Annotated in this window: 10 protein-coding genes and 2 pseudogenes; 5 read left to right on the top strand and 7 right to left on the bottom strand. The window is 62.3% G+C overall.

All coding sequences use genetic code 11. The annotated features are described in order from the left end of the window. The first annotated feature begins 3 nt into the window (after nt 1-3). From xdhB to guaD, 3 genes are read left to right on the top strand one after another with little or no spacing between them, the layout of a single operon-like run. Nucleotides 4-2,313 (top strand): xanthine dehydrogenase molybdopterin binding subunit, encoded by a 2,310-nt coding sequence (xdhB, locus tag ACJJVR_RS15645; RefSeq protein WP_405405941.1) that lies wholly within the window; start codon nt 4-6, stop codon nt 2,311-2,313. Next, nucleotides 2,310-3,041: a xanthine dehydrogenase accessory protein XdhC gene (gene xdhC / locus ACJJVR_RS15640; RefSeq protein ID WP_405405940.1), complete on the top strand. Its 732-nt coding sequence runs from the start codon at nt 2,310-2,312 to the stop codon at nt 3,039-3,041. The genes xdhB and xdhC overlap by 4 nt, the downstream gene beginning before the upstream one ends. Next, nucleotides 3,029-4,318 carry a guanine deaminase gene (guaD, locus tag ACJJVR_RS15635; RefSeq protein ID WP_405405938.1) on the top strand — a complete coding sequence of 430 codons (1,290 nt, stop codon included), beginning with the start codon at nt 3,029-3,031 and terminating at the stop codon, nt 4,316-4,318. Before xdhC ends, guaD begins: the two co-directional genes overlap by 13 nt. A 485-nt stretch (nt 4,319-4,803) precedes the next feature. Here the strand turns inward: guaD and ACJJVR_RS15630 are convergent, their stop codons facing one another. Together ACJJVR_RS15630 and ACJJVR_RS15625 are read right to left on the bottom strand one after the other, a co-directional pair. After that, nucleotides 4,804-4,974: a hypothetical protein gene (locus ACJJVR_RS15630; protein WP_405405936.1), complete on the bottom strand. Its 171-nt coding sequence runs from the start codon at nt 4,972-4,974 to the stop codon at nt 4,804-4,806. An 85-nt stretch (nt 4,975-5,059) separates the two neighbouring features. Then, nucleotides 5,060-6,017: pseudogene (locus ACJJVR_RS15625) on the bottom strand (IS5 family transposase). Between the two features lie 1,008 nt (nt 6,018-7,025). Between ACJJVR_RS15625 and ACJJVR_RS15620 the strand changes: the two are divergent. Then, the gene (locus tag ACJJVR_RS15620) at nt 7,026-9,602 is read left to right on the top strand and encodes a calcium-binding protein (protein WP_405405934.1); all 2,577 of its coding nucleotides are present in this window, start codon (nt 7,026-7,028) and stop codon (nt 9,600-9,602) included. 439 nt (nt 9,603-10,041) lie between these two features. On the opposite strand, the pseudogene ACJJVR_RS15615 reads toward ACJJVR_RS15620, so the two are convergent. Beyond that, nucleotides 10,042-11,008, bottom strand: a pseudogene (locus tag ACJJVR_RS15615) (IS5 family transposase). Nucleotides 11,009-11,257: 249 nt separating this feature from the next. Then, nucleotides 11,258-11,917 carry a gamma-glutamylcyclotransferase gene (locus ACJJVR_RS15610; protein WP_405406478.1) on the bottom strand — a complete coding sequence of 220 codons (660 nt, stop codon included), beginning with the start codon at nt 11,915-11,917 and terminating at the stop codon, nt 11,258-11,260. Between the two features lie 364 nt (nt 11,918-12,281). Here ACJJVR_RS15610 and trpB point away from each other — a divergent pair, with 364 nt between their 5' ends. After that, nucleotides 12,282-13,508, top strand: a complete 1,227-nt coding sequence (trpB, locus tag ACJJVR_RS15605; RefSeq protein WP_405405932.1) for a tryptophan synthase subunit beta — start codon at nt 12,282-12,284, stop codon at nt 13,506-13,508. 290 nt (nt 13,509-13,798) lie between these two features. Here the strand turns inward: trpB and ACJJVR_RS15600 are convergent, their stop codons facing one another. The 3 genes from ACJJVR_RS15600 to pth are packed head-to-tail and all read right to left on the bottom strand — an operon-like array spanning nt 13,799 to nt 15,912. After that, entirely contained in the window at nt 13,799-14,173 is a 375-nt protein-coding gene (locus tag ACJJVR_RS15600; protein WP_405405929.1) for a DUF2237 family protein, read from the bottom strand. A gap of 48 nt (nt 14,174-14,221) precedes the next feature. Beyond that, nucleotides 14,222-15,220: a DUF2332 domain-containing protein gene (locus ACJJVR_RS15595; protein ID WP_405405927.1), complete on the bottom strand. Its 999-nt coding sequence runs from the start codon at nt 15,218-15,220 to the stop codon at nt 14,222-14,224. Next, nucleotides 15,217-15,912: an aminoacyl-tRNA hydrolase gene (gene pth / locus ACJJVR_RS15590; protein ID WP_405406475.1), complete on the bottom strand. Its 696-nt coding sequence runs from the start codon at nt 15,910-15,912 to the stop codon at nt 15,217-15,219. The genes ACJJVR_RS15595 and pth overlap by 4 nt, the downstream gene beginning before the upstream one ends. Between the last annotated feature and the right edge of the window lie 46 nt (nt 15,913-15,958).

The following is a 15,958-nucleotide window of genomic DNA, read 5'->3' as shown; positions in this document are numbered from 1 at the left end:
CCCATGAAGGACGACAGCGCGACCATCACCGGACAGGCCCATCAGGACACCGCGCATGACAGCGCCGCAAAACATGTCACCGGCCGCGCCGAATATACCGACGATCTGGTCGAACCCACTGGCACAATCCATGCCTATCTGGGCCTGTCGTCATGTGCGCATGGCCGCATCACGGGCATGGATTTCACCGACGCGCTGGCCCAGCCCGGCGTCTTGGGCATCCTGACGGCGGCGGATCTGCCCGGCGTCAACGACGTGTCCCCCAACGGCAAGAACGACGATCCGATCTTTGCCGACGGGGTGGTGCAGTTCTGGGGCCAGCCGGTGTTTGCGGTGATCGCCGAAACCCGCGATCAGGCGCGCCGCGCTGCGCACAAGGCGAAGATCGACTACGACGTACTGCCCCATGCGCTGGACCCGATCGCGGCGCGCGATGCGGGCATGGGCTATGTCACCGATCCGTTGACCCTGCGCCGGGGCGATGCGCCCGCGGCTATGGCCGGCGCGCCGCGTCGGATCGAGGGCCGCTTTGCCATCGGTGGCCAGGATCATTTCTATCTGGAGGGCCAGATCGCCATGGCGGTGCCGGGCGAGGATGACGAGGTCGTCCTGCATGTCTCGACCCAGCACCCGTCCGAAGTGCAGCACATGGTGGCGCATGTCCTGAGCGTGCCCAGCAACGCGGTGGTGGTGAACGTGCGGCGCATGGGCGGCGGTTTCGGCGGCAAGGAGACGCAGATGAACCTGTTTGCCTGCGTCGCGGCGGTCGCGGCCAAGCGTTGGAACCGCGCGGTCAAGATCCGTCCCGACCGCGACGACGACATGATCGCCACGGGCAAGCGGCACGATTTCGTGGTCGATTACGCCGTAGGCTTTGACGATGACGGCCGCATCCGGTCGGTCGAGGGTGATTTCTATGCCCGCTGCGGATTTTCGGCCGACCTGTCGGGGCCGGTGACGGACCGGGCGCTGTTTCACGCGGACAACGCCTATTTTTATCCCGACGTGCGCATCAGCAGCCACCCGATGCGGACGAACACTGTCAGCAACACCGCCTTTCGTGGCTTTGGCGGCCCCCAAGGCGCCATCGTGGCCGAGCGTATGATCGAAGAGATCGCCTATGCGCTGGGCATGGACCCGTTGGAGGTGCGCAAGCGCAATCTGTACCAGAACGGTCAACTGACGCCGTACCACCAAACGGTTCAGGACCAGATCCTGCCGCGTATTTTCGATGAACTCGAGGCCAGCAGCGATTATCATGCCCGACGGCAGGCGGTGCTGGACTGGAACGCCAAAGGTGGGGTGATCCGCAAGGGCATGGCGCTGGTCCCGGTCAAATTCGGCATCAGCTTTACCGCGACATGGTTCAATCAGGCGGGCGCGCTGATCCACGTTTATTCCGACGGTTCGATCCACCTGAACCATGGTGGGACCGAGATGGGGCAGGGGCTGAACACCAAGGTCGCGCAGGTGGTGGCCGAGGCGTTCCAATGCGACCTGGGCCGTATCAAGATCACCAAGACGACAACCGAAAAGGTGCCCAACACCTCTGCCACGGCGGCGTCATCGGGGACCGATCTGAACGGCATGGCGGCGCTGGACGCGGCGGAACAGATCAAGGCACGGTTGGTGGCATTCGTCGCCGATCACTGGAAGGTCGCGTCCGATCAGGTCGCGTTCGTGCCCGGCCATGTGCGGGCGGGCGACCAGATGATCCCCTTTGCACAGGTGATCCGCGCGGCCTACATGGCGCGCATCCAGCTGTCGGCGGCGGGTTTCTACAAGACGCCCGAGATCCACTGGGACCGGACCAGGGGGCAGGGGCGCCCGTTCTATTATTTCGCCTATGGCGCAGCCGTTGCCGAGGTTTCGGTGGACACACTGACCGGCGAATATCAGATCGACCGCGCCGACATCCTGCACGACGTGGGCCGCAGCCTGAACCCCGCGTTGGACCTGGGCCAGATCGAGGGCGCGTTCGTCCAGGGCGCGGGCTGGCTGACGACCGAAGAGTTGTGGTGGGACGCCAAGGGTCGCTTGCGCACACATGCGCCGTCGACCTACAAGGTGCCGCTGGCCAGCGACTGCCCACGCATCTTCAATGTCGCGCTGGCCGATTGGTCCGAGGCCAGTGAGCGGACCATCAAGCGGTCCAAGGCCGTCGGAGAACCGCCCTTTGTCCTGGGCATCAGCGTGTTCGAGGCGATCAACATGGCCGTGGCCTCGGTTGCCGACTATCGCACGCCCTCGCGCCTTGATGCCCCGGCAACGCCCGAACGCGTGCTGATGGCGGTGGAACGGCTGCGCGGATGATCCGCGTCCGCGTCACCCGCACCCAAGGCTCGACCCCGCGAGAGGCGGGGGCGGAGATGTTCGTGGGCACGGCCCGCGTCACCGGCACGATCGGCGGCGGCCAGCTGGAATACATGGCGATCGACCGTGCCCGCCAGATGCTGGTACGAGGCGAAACCGACGCGACCATGGACGTGCCATTGGGCCCCCAGATCGGCCAGTGCTGCGGCGGGCGGGTGATGCTGACGCTGGATCGCCACGGCCCCGCGCCGCTGGATCATTCTGACGCGCTGATCTTTGGTGCGGGCCATGTCGGGCGCGCCTTGGCGCGCGTACTGGAACCGCTGCCGGTGAATGCTCTGCTGATCGACGGCCGGGCCGATGAACTGGCCCAAGCCAGCGGCCCGACCCTGCTGACCCCGTTGCCCGAGGCACAGATCCGCATGGCCCGGCCCGGCACGTCCGTGATCATCGTGACCCATGATCACGCGCTGGACTTTCTGCTGGCCGCAGAGGCGCTGGCCCGCGCCGATCTGGCCTATGTCGGCATGATCGGCAGCGCCACGAAACGCGCACAGTTCACACGCTTTGCCACGTCGCGCGGCGTCGATGCCGCGGCCCTTACCTGCCCCATCGGGGCGGGTTTTTCGCGCGACAAGCGACCCGAAATCATCGCCGCCTTTACCGCCGCCGAACTGATGGCGCGCCTCACCGCTTCTTCATTGAAAACATACCCATGCAACAGCTGATCCGCGGCCGCGTCCTCGATTTTCACGCCGACCCTCAGGATACGGCGGACAACCACCGCCTATGGGAAAACGGTGCCATCCTGGTCGATGACGGGCGCATCGTCGCCGTGGGCGATCATGCCGACCTGTCCCGCGAGGGGCTGGAGGAGATCGACCACCGTCCGCACCTGATCCTGGCGGGGTTCATCGACCCGCATATCCATTTCCCCCAGCTGCAGGTGATTGCCAGCTGGGGTGCGCAGCTGCTGGACTGGTTGAACACATATACGTTCCCGGCCGAGGCCGAGTTCGCCGATCCGGCCCATGCCACCCACATGGCGGGGTTGTTTCTGGACCAGCTGACGGCCCATGGCACGACCACGGCCGTGGCCTTCTGCTCCAGCCACAAGGCCAGCGCAGATGCGTTGTTCACCGCCGCCCATGCGCGCGACATGGCAATGGTAGCGGGCAAGGTGCTGATGGACCGCAACGCCCCCGCCGCCGTCCTGGACACACCGCAGCAGGGCTATGACGACAGTGATGCCCTGATCGACGCTTGGCACGGCAAGGGCCGCCAGCGCTATGCGATTACGCCGCGCTTCGCGATCACCTCGACCCCCGAGCAGATGGAGGCGGCGGGTGCACTGGCCCGCGCCCATCCCGGCTGCCATATCCAGACCCACCTGTCCGAAAACGTGGACGAAATCGAATACACGCTGTCGCTGTACCCCAAGGCGCGCGACTATCTGAACATCTACGAAAGCTACGGCCTGCTGTCGGACAGGCTGTTGCTGGGCCATTCGATCCATCTGGAACCCCGCGAAATCGCGCGCATGGCGGAAACCGGCAGCCGTGCGGTGTTCTGCCCGACGTCGAACCTGTTTCTGGGGTCGGGTCTGTTCGATCACGACGGGCTGCGGTCGGCGGGCATCGTCAGCGGCATCGCCACCGACGTGGGCGGCGGCACCAGCTGGTCCATGCTGCAGACCCTGGCCGAGGGCTACAAGATCCTGCAGATGCGGGGGCAAAAGCTGCATCCGCTGTCGGCATTCCACTGGGCCACGCGCGGCAACGCCCTGACCTTGGGCATGGAGGCAGACATCGGCACCCTGGCCCCCGGCAGCGCCGCCGATCTGGTGGTGCTGGACGCGCGCGCCACCCCCGCCATGGCCCTGCGGATGGAACGCGCCGAGACCGTGTCGCAGGAGCTTTTCATTCTGCAGATCATGGGCGACGACCGTGCCGTGGCCCAGACCTATGTCGCGGGACGTCCGCAGAAAAGAAAGATTGCAGTATGACGCCGCAGACTGATGCTGGCCCGTTTCTGCGGGCGGCCTGCTGACGACGTGAACTCCGTTCTGGTCGACGACACGACTGCCGATGCCATTGCTGCGCGTGGTCTGCGAAGGGGTTGGCGACAACCTGCACGCCTCTAGGGCTGTCGGCAAGCCTTGGTTTCGATCAGCGTATTCGGCGCTGGACAGACGATGGTGCGACCCACTGCGGGCGGCTGCGCCACGATGGCATTGGGCGTCCCAGACATGAAATCCGGTTGCTGAGCGCGACGGGTTGGACAGGGTTTAAACAACAAGGGCGTTGCGCCGCAAAGGATGTACTAACTCCCACTGTGCCGCTTGGCTCACGAATTGGTGAGCCGCGCACCGCACCGTCCATTCAATGATCTGTCAGCGTTACAAGGTTCCGGAGCTCAGTTAAGTCCAGAGCCGTCGTAGCGCCGGTTACGGTGAACCTACGCGCATTGCGCTACCAGAATGGAAATCTGTCAGGCATTTATCTCAAGGTGCGTATAATTCCCCGCATCACCATCCACGACGGCACCGCCCGCGTGCCGATAGTTGAAACGGTTGCCTGCTCTGCCGTTCACAACAGCCTTTTCGCAGCTGCCATTGATAAGATCGGCACCCGGGTGGCCAGTGATGTTAGCAACCATCATCGAGGGTCTTTCACGGGCGGCAGCCCGAGGTGCCTCTGTTGTGCAAATCAGCTGACAGACGGTTCTCGCTTTTCCCCAGATGGATTTATCCCACGGCCCTTGTGACGGGGATGCCAGGGGCGGTGCCGCCGTTCAGGATCGCAACGCGCACCTGAACCTCTGCGCGTTGCCGGTCAAAGTCCCGCGCCATCAGCCGCTGGCCCAGCAGTCGTGCACGATGCATCCAATCGTCGGGAAAACGATCCGCCTCATATCTCGACGCGGCTCCGGCGGTAATAGCCGCTCCAGTGTCGCCAGAGCGCCCGGCCCAGATATCTCGACGCGCAATGCGTCGTTCCTGGCGATGGCGCCGGCGGTGGTTGGCTTGCATGGCCGGGCATTTCGGCGTGGCGGGACGACCTCGGCCGCACCGCGGTCAGCGATGGCGTCATGGCATCGGCGCGTGCAGGAGGCGCCATCCGCGGTCACGCGGCCGGTTTCCTGATCGCGCGGGATCTGGGTGAGCAGATGAGGCAGCATCGGTGCATCCCCGGTGTTGCTGCCCGTGATCTCGACCGCGCTGATGTCCAGCGTTTGCTCATCAATACCGATGGGGATCTTGCGCCAGACGCGTCGTTTGGGGCCGCCATGCTTGCGGGCGTTTCACTCGCCCTCGACCTTGATGGCCGGTGCTGTCGATCAGGAAGTGCAGGGGGCCGTGCGCGCCACGATACGTAATGTCCACCGCAAGCGTCCTTTGGCGTCGGTAGATGGTGCTGAAAACCGGCACAACCCAATCCCGACCTGTCAACGGTAAGAGGCTCCCGACGAAGCCTGTCGTTTGCCGAAGCGCCATTCCGAATAACACTTTCATGGTCAGGCACGTCTGGATCGCGGCGTCGCTGAACGTCTGTGAACTGTCTCCTGCCGGAGGGTCTGGAATGCCAGTTCATATCAGTATCGAGCCAGATCGTCAGTGACCCGCGACGCTTCAAAGCCTCCTCGTAGGCAGCCCAGTTCGTGGTCTTGTAGGTCGGAGGTATCGGTTTGCTCCTGCGGACCAGCGACCACACTGAACTCACCGCATGAATCCCTCACCCGTTTTCTCCAACAAAGCCGTGCCGATCCCCACCACCTATACCCGCCGTCTCGCTATGACTTTGCCGTGGACGCTGTGGCGTGGACCGTGATTTTGGAACCGTTTATGCGTTCCATTATGACGTCAGGGTCACTTATATCCGCGCCTCTGCCGTTGTGCCGCCTGACACGCCCAATCTCGTTTGAGACGCGTGGTGCCAGGCAACGTTCTATCCATAGGCATCTGCTCTTGGGGTGCGTATCATCGCAGTAGCATGGCCGGCGATGATCGCCGTGGGGCAGCGGCGGATATCAGAGGCTGTTGGCAGCGACGATGCCGACCCGTTCCCCTCAAGACGCGGTTGGGAACCTCAGGCCGCAGGGAAATCAGCTGTTGATATGCCGTCGCCAGATCGTTCCTGTCATGCGCCGTTGCCTGGAAGCGTAACCTCGGCACTATCCAGCAGCCGTGTCTCGACTGGGTTCGCATGGCAATTCGGGATCGAAGGTCAACGTCCTATGACGTTGGGCCAGTGTGGTGTCGTCTGGAACCGCCCAGCCAAGGCGCACCATCCTTACCGTCTGCATTACGGCTATTGCTGTTAGATCAATCGGGAACAGATTGGGGTCGTGGCATCCAAGACCCCATACTCGCGTCCTGTTGCGCAAGCCTGGTCAAGGTGACGATCAGCAAGATCCATCGCGATCCGTGGGTTCCAACGACAGAACGGCCAGATTACCGGATTGTCAGCCGGTTACAGACGCGTGCCGAATCGCTCGTGCACCCCGCTCTGTCGCATGGTTTCACGCAACGAAAATAGCGACCGGCCGAACTGCGACGACGCCCGCGGGTGCCTGTCCGTGATCACGTTTCCAAATGACAAAGCCGAGCACGCCTGCACGCTGCGCAAAACTTTGTGCCATTTAACCGTTTCTCAAGGGCTCTTTCGTAGCTTCGTTGATGCCACCGCTCGACGATACGCGGTTTGGCTTGCGTGCGTCGAACACGTTTTTCGACAGAGTGCGTGTGCCGGCTTGAAGGAGAGAAACCGGTGTCAATGATCACAGATGCTCATTTTGGCGCGAACATTATCCTGACGCGGGATAGCCTGAACGATGGTCAGCCGTTCGCATCGACGCTCAAGGAAATCGAATTCTCCAGCTTTCGCTATCCCGGTGGCGGGGTGACGGAGGATCAGACATGGGCAAACGGTGGTCTTGACCGAATGTTCGGCAATCCGATCGAGCCCGGCAGTAGCGACTATGTCATGACCATCAACGAGGCACTGGAATACGCCTCTTTGACCGGTAAACCGATGACCGTGGTGGTCCCGACCTTCCAGTTCTATGACACTCGCAGTGCCGCATTTGACCACATGGGTTTCGACCGGTACCTCGACAGGCTCGAGGCCGCTTTCAAGGCATATCCCGACGCTCGGATCAGCAATCTTGAAATCGGGAACGAGTACTGGGGCAGCATGGCCTGGGGCAGCCTTACCGGATACGAATATGGCACGATCGCGAACGTCCAGATCCCCAAACTCAACGATATGATCGAACGGCTGTCCGACGACATTTCCGGCTGGCAAAGTCCGGGTCTGGGTGTTCAGGCCGGTGTCCAATGGCGCGCAACGCAGGGTCCGGACGGAAAATGGACTGCGGACGGACCGCAGGAATCAGCTGACATCATCTCGAACATTTCGCTGGAAAACCGCGGCATGGTCGACACGATCTTTCAACACTCCTATCCCGACGCCAGCACGATTGCGCAGAACTTGAACTGGGCGATCCGCCCAATGGAGGTCTTCGAGCGATCCGAAGGATTTTCAAATGATCTGAAATTCTCTCTTTCCGAATTCAACATCGGTGCGAACAGCGCCATCGGCATCGATCAGGGTGCAGCGTGGATTGATGCATTCTCACGGGCGGTCGATCTTGGTGTTGATTCAATGGACCATTGGGGCATTGCCTATGACTGGTTGTCGAACAAGTTCTACGACACCAAGTTTCCACCCGCGGAAGCCAATGGAGGTCAGATCGCCACGATAGCAACGCCGATGGGGCAGATCTATGACATTGCCCAAAGCCATCTGGTCGGCAAGACGTCCATGACCGACGGCGAGGCATTGCGGAACATCGAGGCCACTGACGGAATTGGTGTGACCGGCTTCAAGGATGACAGCCAGCAGATCGTGTTTCTGCACAATCCGACCGGTGGGACGGGCACCCTCGATTTTTCCGAAATACCCGACGGAATGCATATGTCGATGCGTGTGCTGACCCCTGCGGATTCGCCACATTCACCATGGTTCGACGAGTCGGGTGTGACACTCACTGGCCCGAATGGCATCGCTGACGCGCGCGCCGACATGAAGGTAACCTCCGGTTTTGGCGTCCAGGGGGCATATGACCTGCGGCCGGGAGAGATGATGGTCGTCGTAATTTCCGATCCGAACAGGAATCTGGTGATCGAGGGTGCGCATAATGTCACGGACCCGACGACCGGAATGGTTGACGATCTGATCGTCGGCGGGCGTGGCAACGACATTCTGCGCGGTCATGTCGGAAACGATACGATCGAGGGGCACGGCGGGCGGAACGTCATTTCCGGCGGCAGGGGAGACGATGTGCTTGTGGCATCGGATCAAGGCGATGTGATCTTTGCCGACGGTGGTGATGATACGGTCATGGGCGGCGATGGCGATGATGTCGTCTTTGCCAGTGGCGGTGGCGGACAGGCCAGCAGTATCATCGAAGGTGGCAGAGGAAGTGACCTTTTCCTGATCGGACCGGCAAGCAACACGACGATTCTGGATTTTTCGGATCAGGATTCCATCGGGTTCGGCGGGTCCTTTGCCGATGCGGAGGCGCTTTACGATGCCGTACAGGTCGTCGACAGCGATATCGTTGTCCACATGCCCGACGGCAGCCAAGTCGTTCTGACGGGTCAGGCCGAGCATATCGACATGTTCCATGAGCGGGTTATCGATTTCATGGACCGTGACCAGATCTTGGACGTCACCGACGGGTATCTGGACGATCTGTCATTCGACCAGGTTGTCGAAGTCTTTCGACAGAAGGCTGAGGGCTTCGAAGACCTGCGGGATCGTGATGTGTCCATGTATTTCGACGAACTGGAAGCGACGATGGCACGCCTCAACCTGGACGAGGGCAACGATCCCTCTCCCGACGACGGGCAGCCGCCGATCCGCCCGGACGTAGACGATGTCTTGCCCGTCCTTCCACCAATCGTCGATGAACCCGACACCCCTGACCCCGATGATCCACACACCGATCAGGATGACGCGTCCGCGTCTGGCGGCGCGTGCTTTGTCGCGACGTCGGCCTATGGTAATCCGCACCATCCCGATGTCGTTGCACTGCGGGCATTTCGGGACAATCATCTTGTCAAGGCGCGGGCAGGTCGGCTGTTTGTCAGGCTGTATTGGATCATCGGGCCCAAAATGGCTGCCAGAATACGGCCCGAGCACGCCCGCGCGCGCGCCGCGCGCTGTGCCCTGTCGCGCTTGGTCGCCATGTTGAGGTCATTCCATTTGACCGCAGACAAGTGAATGAGGCATTTGGCACCTGCGGGTGGCGGCCGATTTAACGCAGGGGTATCGAAGTGATTTAATCCGCGTCGAAGACATCGTGCGTCCGGGCAGGGCAATGAAGCTGAAGGCTAGGTAGAAGCGTGATACTCAGCGTGGCAAAGTACTTTAGTTTTTCTGATTTTCTATGTGATATGCCCTTGATAGCGTTTCAGCGACTCCCCGGCAATTAGACAGTGACGAAAGCTACAATCTGACGTTTGCATGTCTCCAAGAACGAGGGGGTCAGGAATGCGGAAACGCAGAAACCATGACGTAGGCTCAAAGGCACCCGTAGCGCGTGAGACCGTGAAGGGCAGGCACACCGTGTCGAAGCTGGCGGCCGAATACGGTGTGCATCCGAAGAGGCTTTGTTGCACAAATGGTCTGCCGGTTGTGGTTCCTCTATCCCCGGACAGACTCATCCTACGGTTTCAGTGAGGGGTATTCCGAGCGCGGTGAAGCCGTTCAGGACGGCGACACGGACTTGGAACTTGGCGACCTGACGGTCGAAGTCCCGAGCGGCCGGACGTTGGCCCAGCAGTTTCACACAAGGCATCCTGGTTTCGACGCGGCTCCGGCGGTGATAGCCGCGCCATCGTCGCCAGATCGTCCTGCCGAAGCGTTTTGACGCTCGCAAGGCCTCGTTGCGCGCGATCGCGCCGGGAGTGTCAGGCTGCCACGGCCTGCCGTTCTTGCGCGGCGGGATGATTGCGGCTGCACCGCGGGCGGCAACGGCCTCATGGCACTTACGGGTGTCAAAGGCCCCATCAGCAGTGACGCTGCCGATCTCCTGATCTGGCGGGATCTGGTCCAGCAGCTCGGGCAGCATGGGCGCGTCGCCGATATTGCTTCTGGTGAACTGGGTGGCCCGGATTTCCAGTGTCTTCTCATCAATTCCGGTGCGGATCCTGCGCCAGACGCGGCGTTTGGTGCCCTCATGCTTACGGACGTTCCACTCCCCTTCGCCCTCGACCTTGATGACTGTGCTGTCGATCAGCAGGTGTAGCGGGCCATCTGATCCGCGATAGGGGATGTTGACCTTCAGGGTCTTCTGGCGACGGCTCAGTGTGCTGAAGTTCGGCACAGCCCAGTCCAGGTCGATCAACCTCAGCAGGCTCTCGACAAACCCCCCTCGCCATGGTCACTCGGTGGCGTTCTCATGGCTCGATCTGTCTGAGCGCCATGCCGAACAGCACCTTCATCGTCAGGCAGGTCTGGATCCCAGCATCGCTGCAGTCGGGCTGGCGACCACGCTTGCCGGTCGGCGCCGCCTCCCAGGTCATGGCGGGATCGAACCGGATTGTCAGCGAACCACGGCGCTTGAGCGCTTCGTTATAGGCGGGCCAGTTCCTGGTCTTGTAGGCGGGAGATGTGGGTTTGCTCAGACTGCACAGTTACAACGCTGAATTCACAAAATGAATCCCTCACGCGATTTGTGCAACAAAGCCTTGGCATGGCCATCCAGCTGACCCGCCTGCAGTCATGAGGTTTGCCAACCAAAGAAATTTTGTCGTCAGAGAATGGCAAACATTGACTGGTACAGGTGACGGCGCAATCGGCGTTTACCCGCGCAACTATCACCATGTGTAGCGGCTGCGAAGAGACCGACGATAGCTGATCGGGAAACGGCTTTCTCAACAGTGACGGCCGTTCCAGATGGCGGGGGGCTGATATCTGGGTTCGCCGGTTTCACGTCGCCACAACAGGACGTCCAGGCAGCAGACTCCACCAGGATACCGCCTGCCAGCGCCGAATGCATCGATCTGCGGGTTCTGACGCCAGCCCTCATGGCGATCACCAGCCCGTGCAATACTACCGCAAATGCCAATGATGTCCGGAAAGGCTAAGCGCGGCTTTTGGGGCACAAAGCCTGGATCGGCCTCGATCTGTTCAGCGACCAGACGTTGCAACGTCCAGATGTAGTCGTCGTCGATACCCCACTCCGCAAGTCCCCGTGCAGTGCGCAGAAGATAATCGGCGCCCGAGCCTGCGGCACCTGCCGCGGTCGCCAACCGCCCCGCCTGCTCTTCAACCGACATCAGCGCGACCAGTTCACGGCGCAGGATGGCCCGCAACGATTCGACCTCGGTGCCTTGCGCGATGTCCAGCAGCAGCTCCTCGCAGGTGCCGCCCGACGCCAGCGCCAGCATCAGCCCGGGTCGCTCGGGCGTACCGCGAAAATGATTCAGGGTCAGACAGAAATCCCGGTGCCAGCCGATCGCGGTTGCGCGGCGTCGGTCCTGTACGGCGAATCCCGGATTCCATATCAGCGACCCATAAGCAAAGATCGGCACGGCGCCCGTCCACCCGTCGATCAACCGCCCAGCCAGCGTGTCCAGATCGTCATCATTCCAGCATTTGCCGGTCAGGGTTGCGCAACAGCCCCTCGGCGGGGGCGACACTGGCGACATGGTGATCGCTCACCGACAGGGGTCTGGGCCTTTGCATGGTCGCTCCGCAGGATGCAGGGATGGTCTCGACCGTCGCTGCCGGTCCGTCAACTGCGAATATGGTCCGCGTCATGACGCCACGCGGAAATCGTGCAGTTTCGCCACGGCCCGGCCCGGACGGGGTTCACCCTGCGCGTCAAGGCGACTAGAACAGGGGAAAGGGGCATCTTGATTGCCCGGATACCCAGCTTACCCAGAGGCGGATTCAATGGCCGACGATCTCCTGAACAGCTTTACCTCCGGCCCCGACGATCAGGGCCGCTTTGGCATCTATGGCGGGCGTTTCGTGTCCGAAACCTTGATGCCGCTGATCCTGGATCTGGAGGCCGAATACGAACGTGCCAAGACCGACCCGTCTTTCTGGGCGCAGATGGACGACCTGTGGACGCACTATGTTGGCCGTCCAAGCCCGCTTTATTTCGCCGAACGCATGACCCAGCATCTGGGCGGCGCCAAGATCTACATGAAGCGGGACGAGCTGAACCACACGGGCGCGCACAAGATCAACAACGTCCTGGGCCAGATCCTACTGGCCATCCGCATGGGCAAGACGCGCATTATCGCAGAGACCGGCGCGGGCCAGCACGGTGTCGCAACTGCCACCGTCTGCGCGCGGTTCGGATTGAAATGCATCGTTTACATGGGTGCGCATGACGTTGAACGCCAGTCGCCCAACGTGTTCCGCATGCGCCTGCTGGGCGCAGAGGTGATTCCCGTGACCTCGGGCCGGGGTACGCTGAAGGACGCGATGAACGACGCGCTGCGCGATTGGGTCACGAACGTGCGCGACACGTTCTATTGCATCGGGACCGTCGCGGGGCCGCATCCCTATCCGGCGATGGTCCGCGACTTTCAGTCGATCATCGGCAAGGAAGTCCGCGAGCAGATCATGCCACGTGAAGGTCGCTTTCCCGACACGATCATCGCGGCCATCGGCGGCGGGTCGAACGCGATGGGCCTGTTCTATCCGTTCCTGAACGACAAGGATGTCCGCATCATCGGTGTCGAGGCCGGAGGCAAGGGGGTGGACGACCGGATGGAGCACTGCGCCAGCCTGTCCGGTGGCCGCGCGGGCGTCCTGCACGGCAACCGCACCTATCTGCTGCAGGATGATGACGGCCAAATTCTGGAGGGGCACTCGATCAGCGCAGGGCTGGATTATCCCGGCATCGGGCCGGAACACGCCTGGCTCAAGGATATCGGTCGTGCTGAATATGTCAGCATCACCGACGACGAGGCCTTGGCCGCATTCCAGCTGTGCTGCGCGCTGGAGGGGATCATTCCCGCGTTGGAGCCCAGCCACGCGCTGGCCCATGTAATCAAGATCGCCCCTGATCTGCCTGCCGACCATCTGATCGTGATGAACATGTGTGGTCGAGGCGACAAGGATATCTTTACTGTCGCCAAGCATCTGGGGCAGGACCTGAAGACCTGATCAGCGTACAGGCGGTCTGCTAAATCGTGGCGTATCAAGGCGCTTACCGTGGCGCGGACGGCGCCCATGATGGGTCCGCCGTGAAAGCGCCTGGCATCCGATGATCGGCCTGCCAGGCGTTCATTCTGAACTGCGTCGGCCGTGCGACCATCATGTATCCAATTGGACACCGCCTACCTTGGCAGTCCGGTGGCCGCAATGCAGAGCGGGTCGGACCGCAGTCCGGCCGTTACTGATGATTGCGCCTGCATCGCGGCGCGTTGGCCGCATGTGAGGTAGGGGTCCCGACGTCAGTCCGCGTCGGTTCCGGAATGACGCTTCAACAGGTCCAGCGGAACGATATCAAGCGCGCTCCGGTGCGTGGATTCCAGAACCACGGTCGGCGCGGCAAACTCTTGGGCCGCCTGGAGAAACCGGCTGGCGCACAGGCACCAGCGCTGGCCCGCTTGCAGTCCTGCAAAGCCGTATTCCGGCCGTGGCGTCGTCAGATCGTTGCCAAGATAGCGTGACATCGCAAGAAATTCATCGGTCAGGATCACACAGACAGTATGGCTGCCGCGATCCTCTGGACCCGTGTCGCAGCATCCATTGCGATAAAATCCGGTCATCGGCTTGGTCGAGCATGGCTGCAATGCGCCACCCAGTACGTTGATAGAGGGGTCCATGCGGTCTCCTTTTCCGTCAGACTAGGCTTGGCCGGGCATCGGGGAAAGTCACAACTGCTTTGGTTGCCAGTCGATCCAGCGACCATGGAAATCCGCACGGCCAAGCGACCAGTCACGGCGCGCGCCATCCCACAGGGTCAGGTCCAGCGCGGCACCGTCGCCACCATCCGCCTCCATCCGCAAATGCGCGACAGGGGCGGACAGGGCGGCCGCCTGTCCGGCGCGGATCAGCGCCGCGTCGCACGCCTGTACCGTTGCAGGCGGGAAATATTGCGCGGCCACGGTGTGATAGACCAGCGTCAGCCGATCGGGGACCGCTGCGGCCAGTTGATCGGTCAGCCATGCGCCCGCATCACCCCGGTCGACCTGCGGCGGATCTTTGCGGGCAATGTCCAGCGCTGCGCGCAGACGCGCCATACGGTCATGCTGGTCGGCCCAGCAATAGGCCATCAGCCGCAGGCCGTCGCGATCCGGGTCCAGCGGGTTCAGATCCACCCCTCGGCGACTGGCGACCGATACCGGTCCCTGCGGCACTGTGCCCCGCCACTCGGGCGTCAGGACGACACCTGACCCGTTCGATCCCAGGTGATAGCGGTCGAAATTCAGGTTCATCCCTGCCGAAGCGCCCAACTCCAGCAGCCGCAGGGGCAGGGGCGACAATGCGCCCAGAAACCGGGCAGCGCCTATCAGGGGCGCGGCGCGGGCGACCTCGTTCGTTTGCGGGGGACTGTCCAGCCACGACAGGATGAAATCGACATAATCGTTCAGCGCAGCGCGCAGTAATGACGGGTTCACCTGGCCGCCATCATAGGCGCGTGCCAGATCGGGTGCCCGCCCGGTCAGCACTAGTGCATGCAGTGCGCCACACAGTCGCAGCGGCACCGAATCCGCCCCTGTCGACGGATCGCCCTGCCAGCCCAGCACGCGGTCCCCGACGGGGCCGTCACCCAGCACATCAGGCAGCGTCCGGCACAGCTGTGCAGTCAGTGGCGAACCGAGGGCGGCACAGGCCTGCGCCTGATGGCCAAAGGCTGCGACGACGCTCACTTGAACCGCTCACTCAAGGCGCGCAGTCGGTCGGTCAGGGTGGCGGGTTGCTGGGAGGGTTCGGGTTTGGCCACGGCTTGCGCGGCGGCCTTTGGGGCAGGGGCGTCGGTACCGCTGTTTCGTGCAGGGGCAGTGCGGTTCGCGACCGCATTCTGAAAACGACCGCCGTCGCCGGCAGCCAGCGCCACCGCCCCGTCCGAAATCCCGCGCAGCAGATCGTCCAGCCAATCCTGTTCGGCCTTGGCGAAATCGGACAGGACATAGGGCGCGACCTTGTCTTTGTGTCCCGGATGCCCGACGCCAAGCCGCACCCGCCCATATTCCGCGCCGATATGCTGATGGATGGACCGCAGCCCATTGTGCCCGGCATGCCCACCGCCCTGTTTCACGCGGCAGTTGCCCGGCGCCAGGTCCAGCTCGTCATGCAGCACGATCACGTCCGCGGGCGTCAGTTTCAGATAGCGCGCGGCCTCTCCGACAGATTGGCCGGACAGGTTCATGAATGTCTGCGGTTTCAGCAGTGTGACGCGCATGTCGCCCAGCCGCCCTTCGGCGGCCATACCCTGAAACCGGGTGCGCCATGGTGTGAAATCGTGGTCTGCTGCGATCCTGTCCACAGCCATGAACCCGATATTGTGACGATTGGCCGCATATTTCGCGCCGGGATTTCCCAGCCCCACGATCAGCTTCACGGCTGCCTCCTGTCCGCCCGCCGGGGGCGATTTGCGTTCCATCCCT

Origin of the sequence: Paracoccus sp. Ld10 (assembly GCF_045064235.1) — a bacterium.
GTDB lineage: Bacteria > Pseudomonadota > Alphaproteobacteria > Rhodobacterales > Rhodobacteraceae > Paracoccus.
This window is presented reverse-complemented; position numbering and strand designations above follow the sequence as displayed.

Bases quoted from the DNA above. Each gene is read 5' to 3' on its own strand.
- xdhB (WP_405405941.1), top strand. From the start codon at position 4: ATGAAGGACGACAGCGCGACCATCACCGGACAGGCCCATCAGGACACC.
- xdhC (WP_405405940.1), top strand. From the start codon at position 2,310: ATGATCCGCGTCCGCGTCACCCGCACCCAAGGCTCGACCCCGCGAGAG.
- guaD (WP_405405938.1), top strand. From the start codon at position 3,029: ATGCAACAGCTGATCCGCGGCCGCGTCCTCGATTTTCACGCCGACCCT.
- ACJJVR_RS15630 (WP_405405936.1), bottom strand. From the start codon at position 4,974: ATGATGGTTGCTAACATCACTGGCCACCCGGGTGCCGATCTTATCAAT.
- trpB (WP_405405932.1), top strand. From the start codon at position 12,282: ATGGCCGACGATCTCCTGAACAGCTTTACCTCCGGCCCCGACGATCAG.
- ACJJVR_RS15600 (WP_405405929.1), bottom strand. From the start codon at position 14,173: ATGGACCCCTCTATCAACGTACTGGGTGGCGCATTGCAGCCATGCTCG.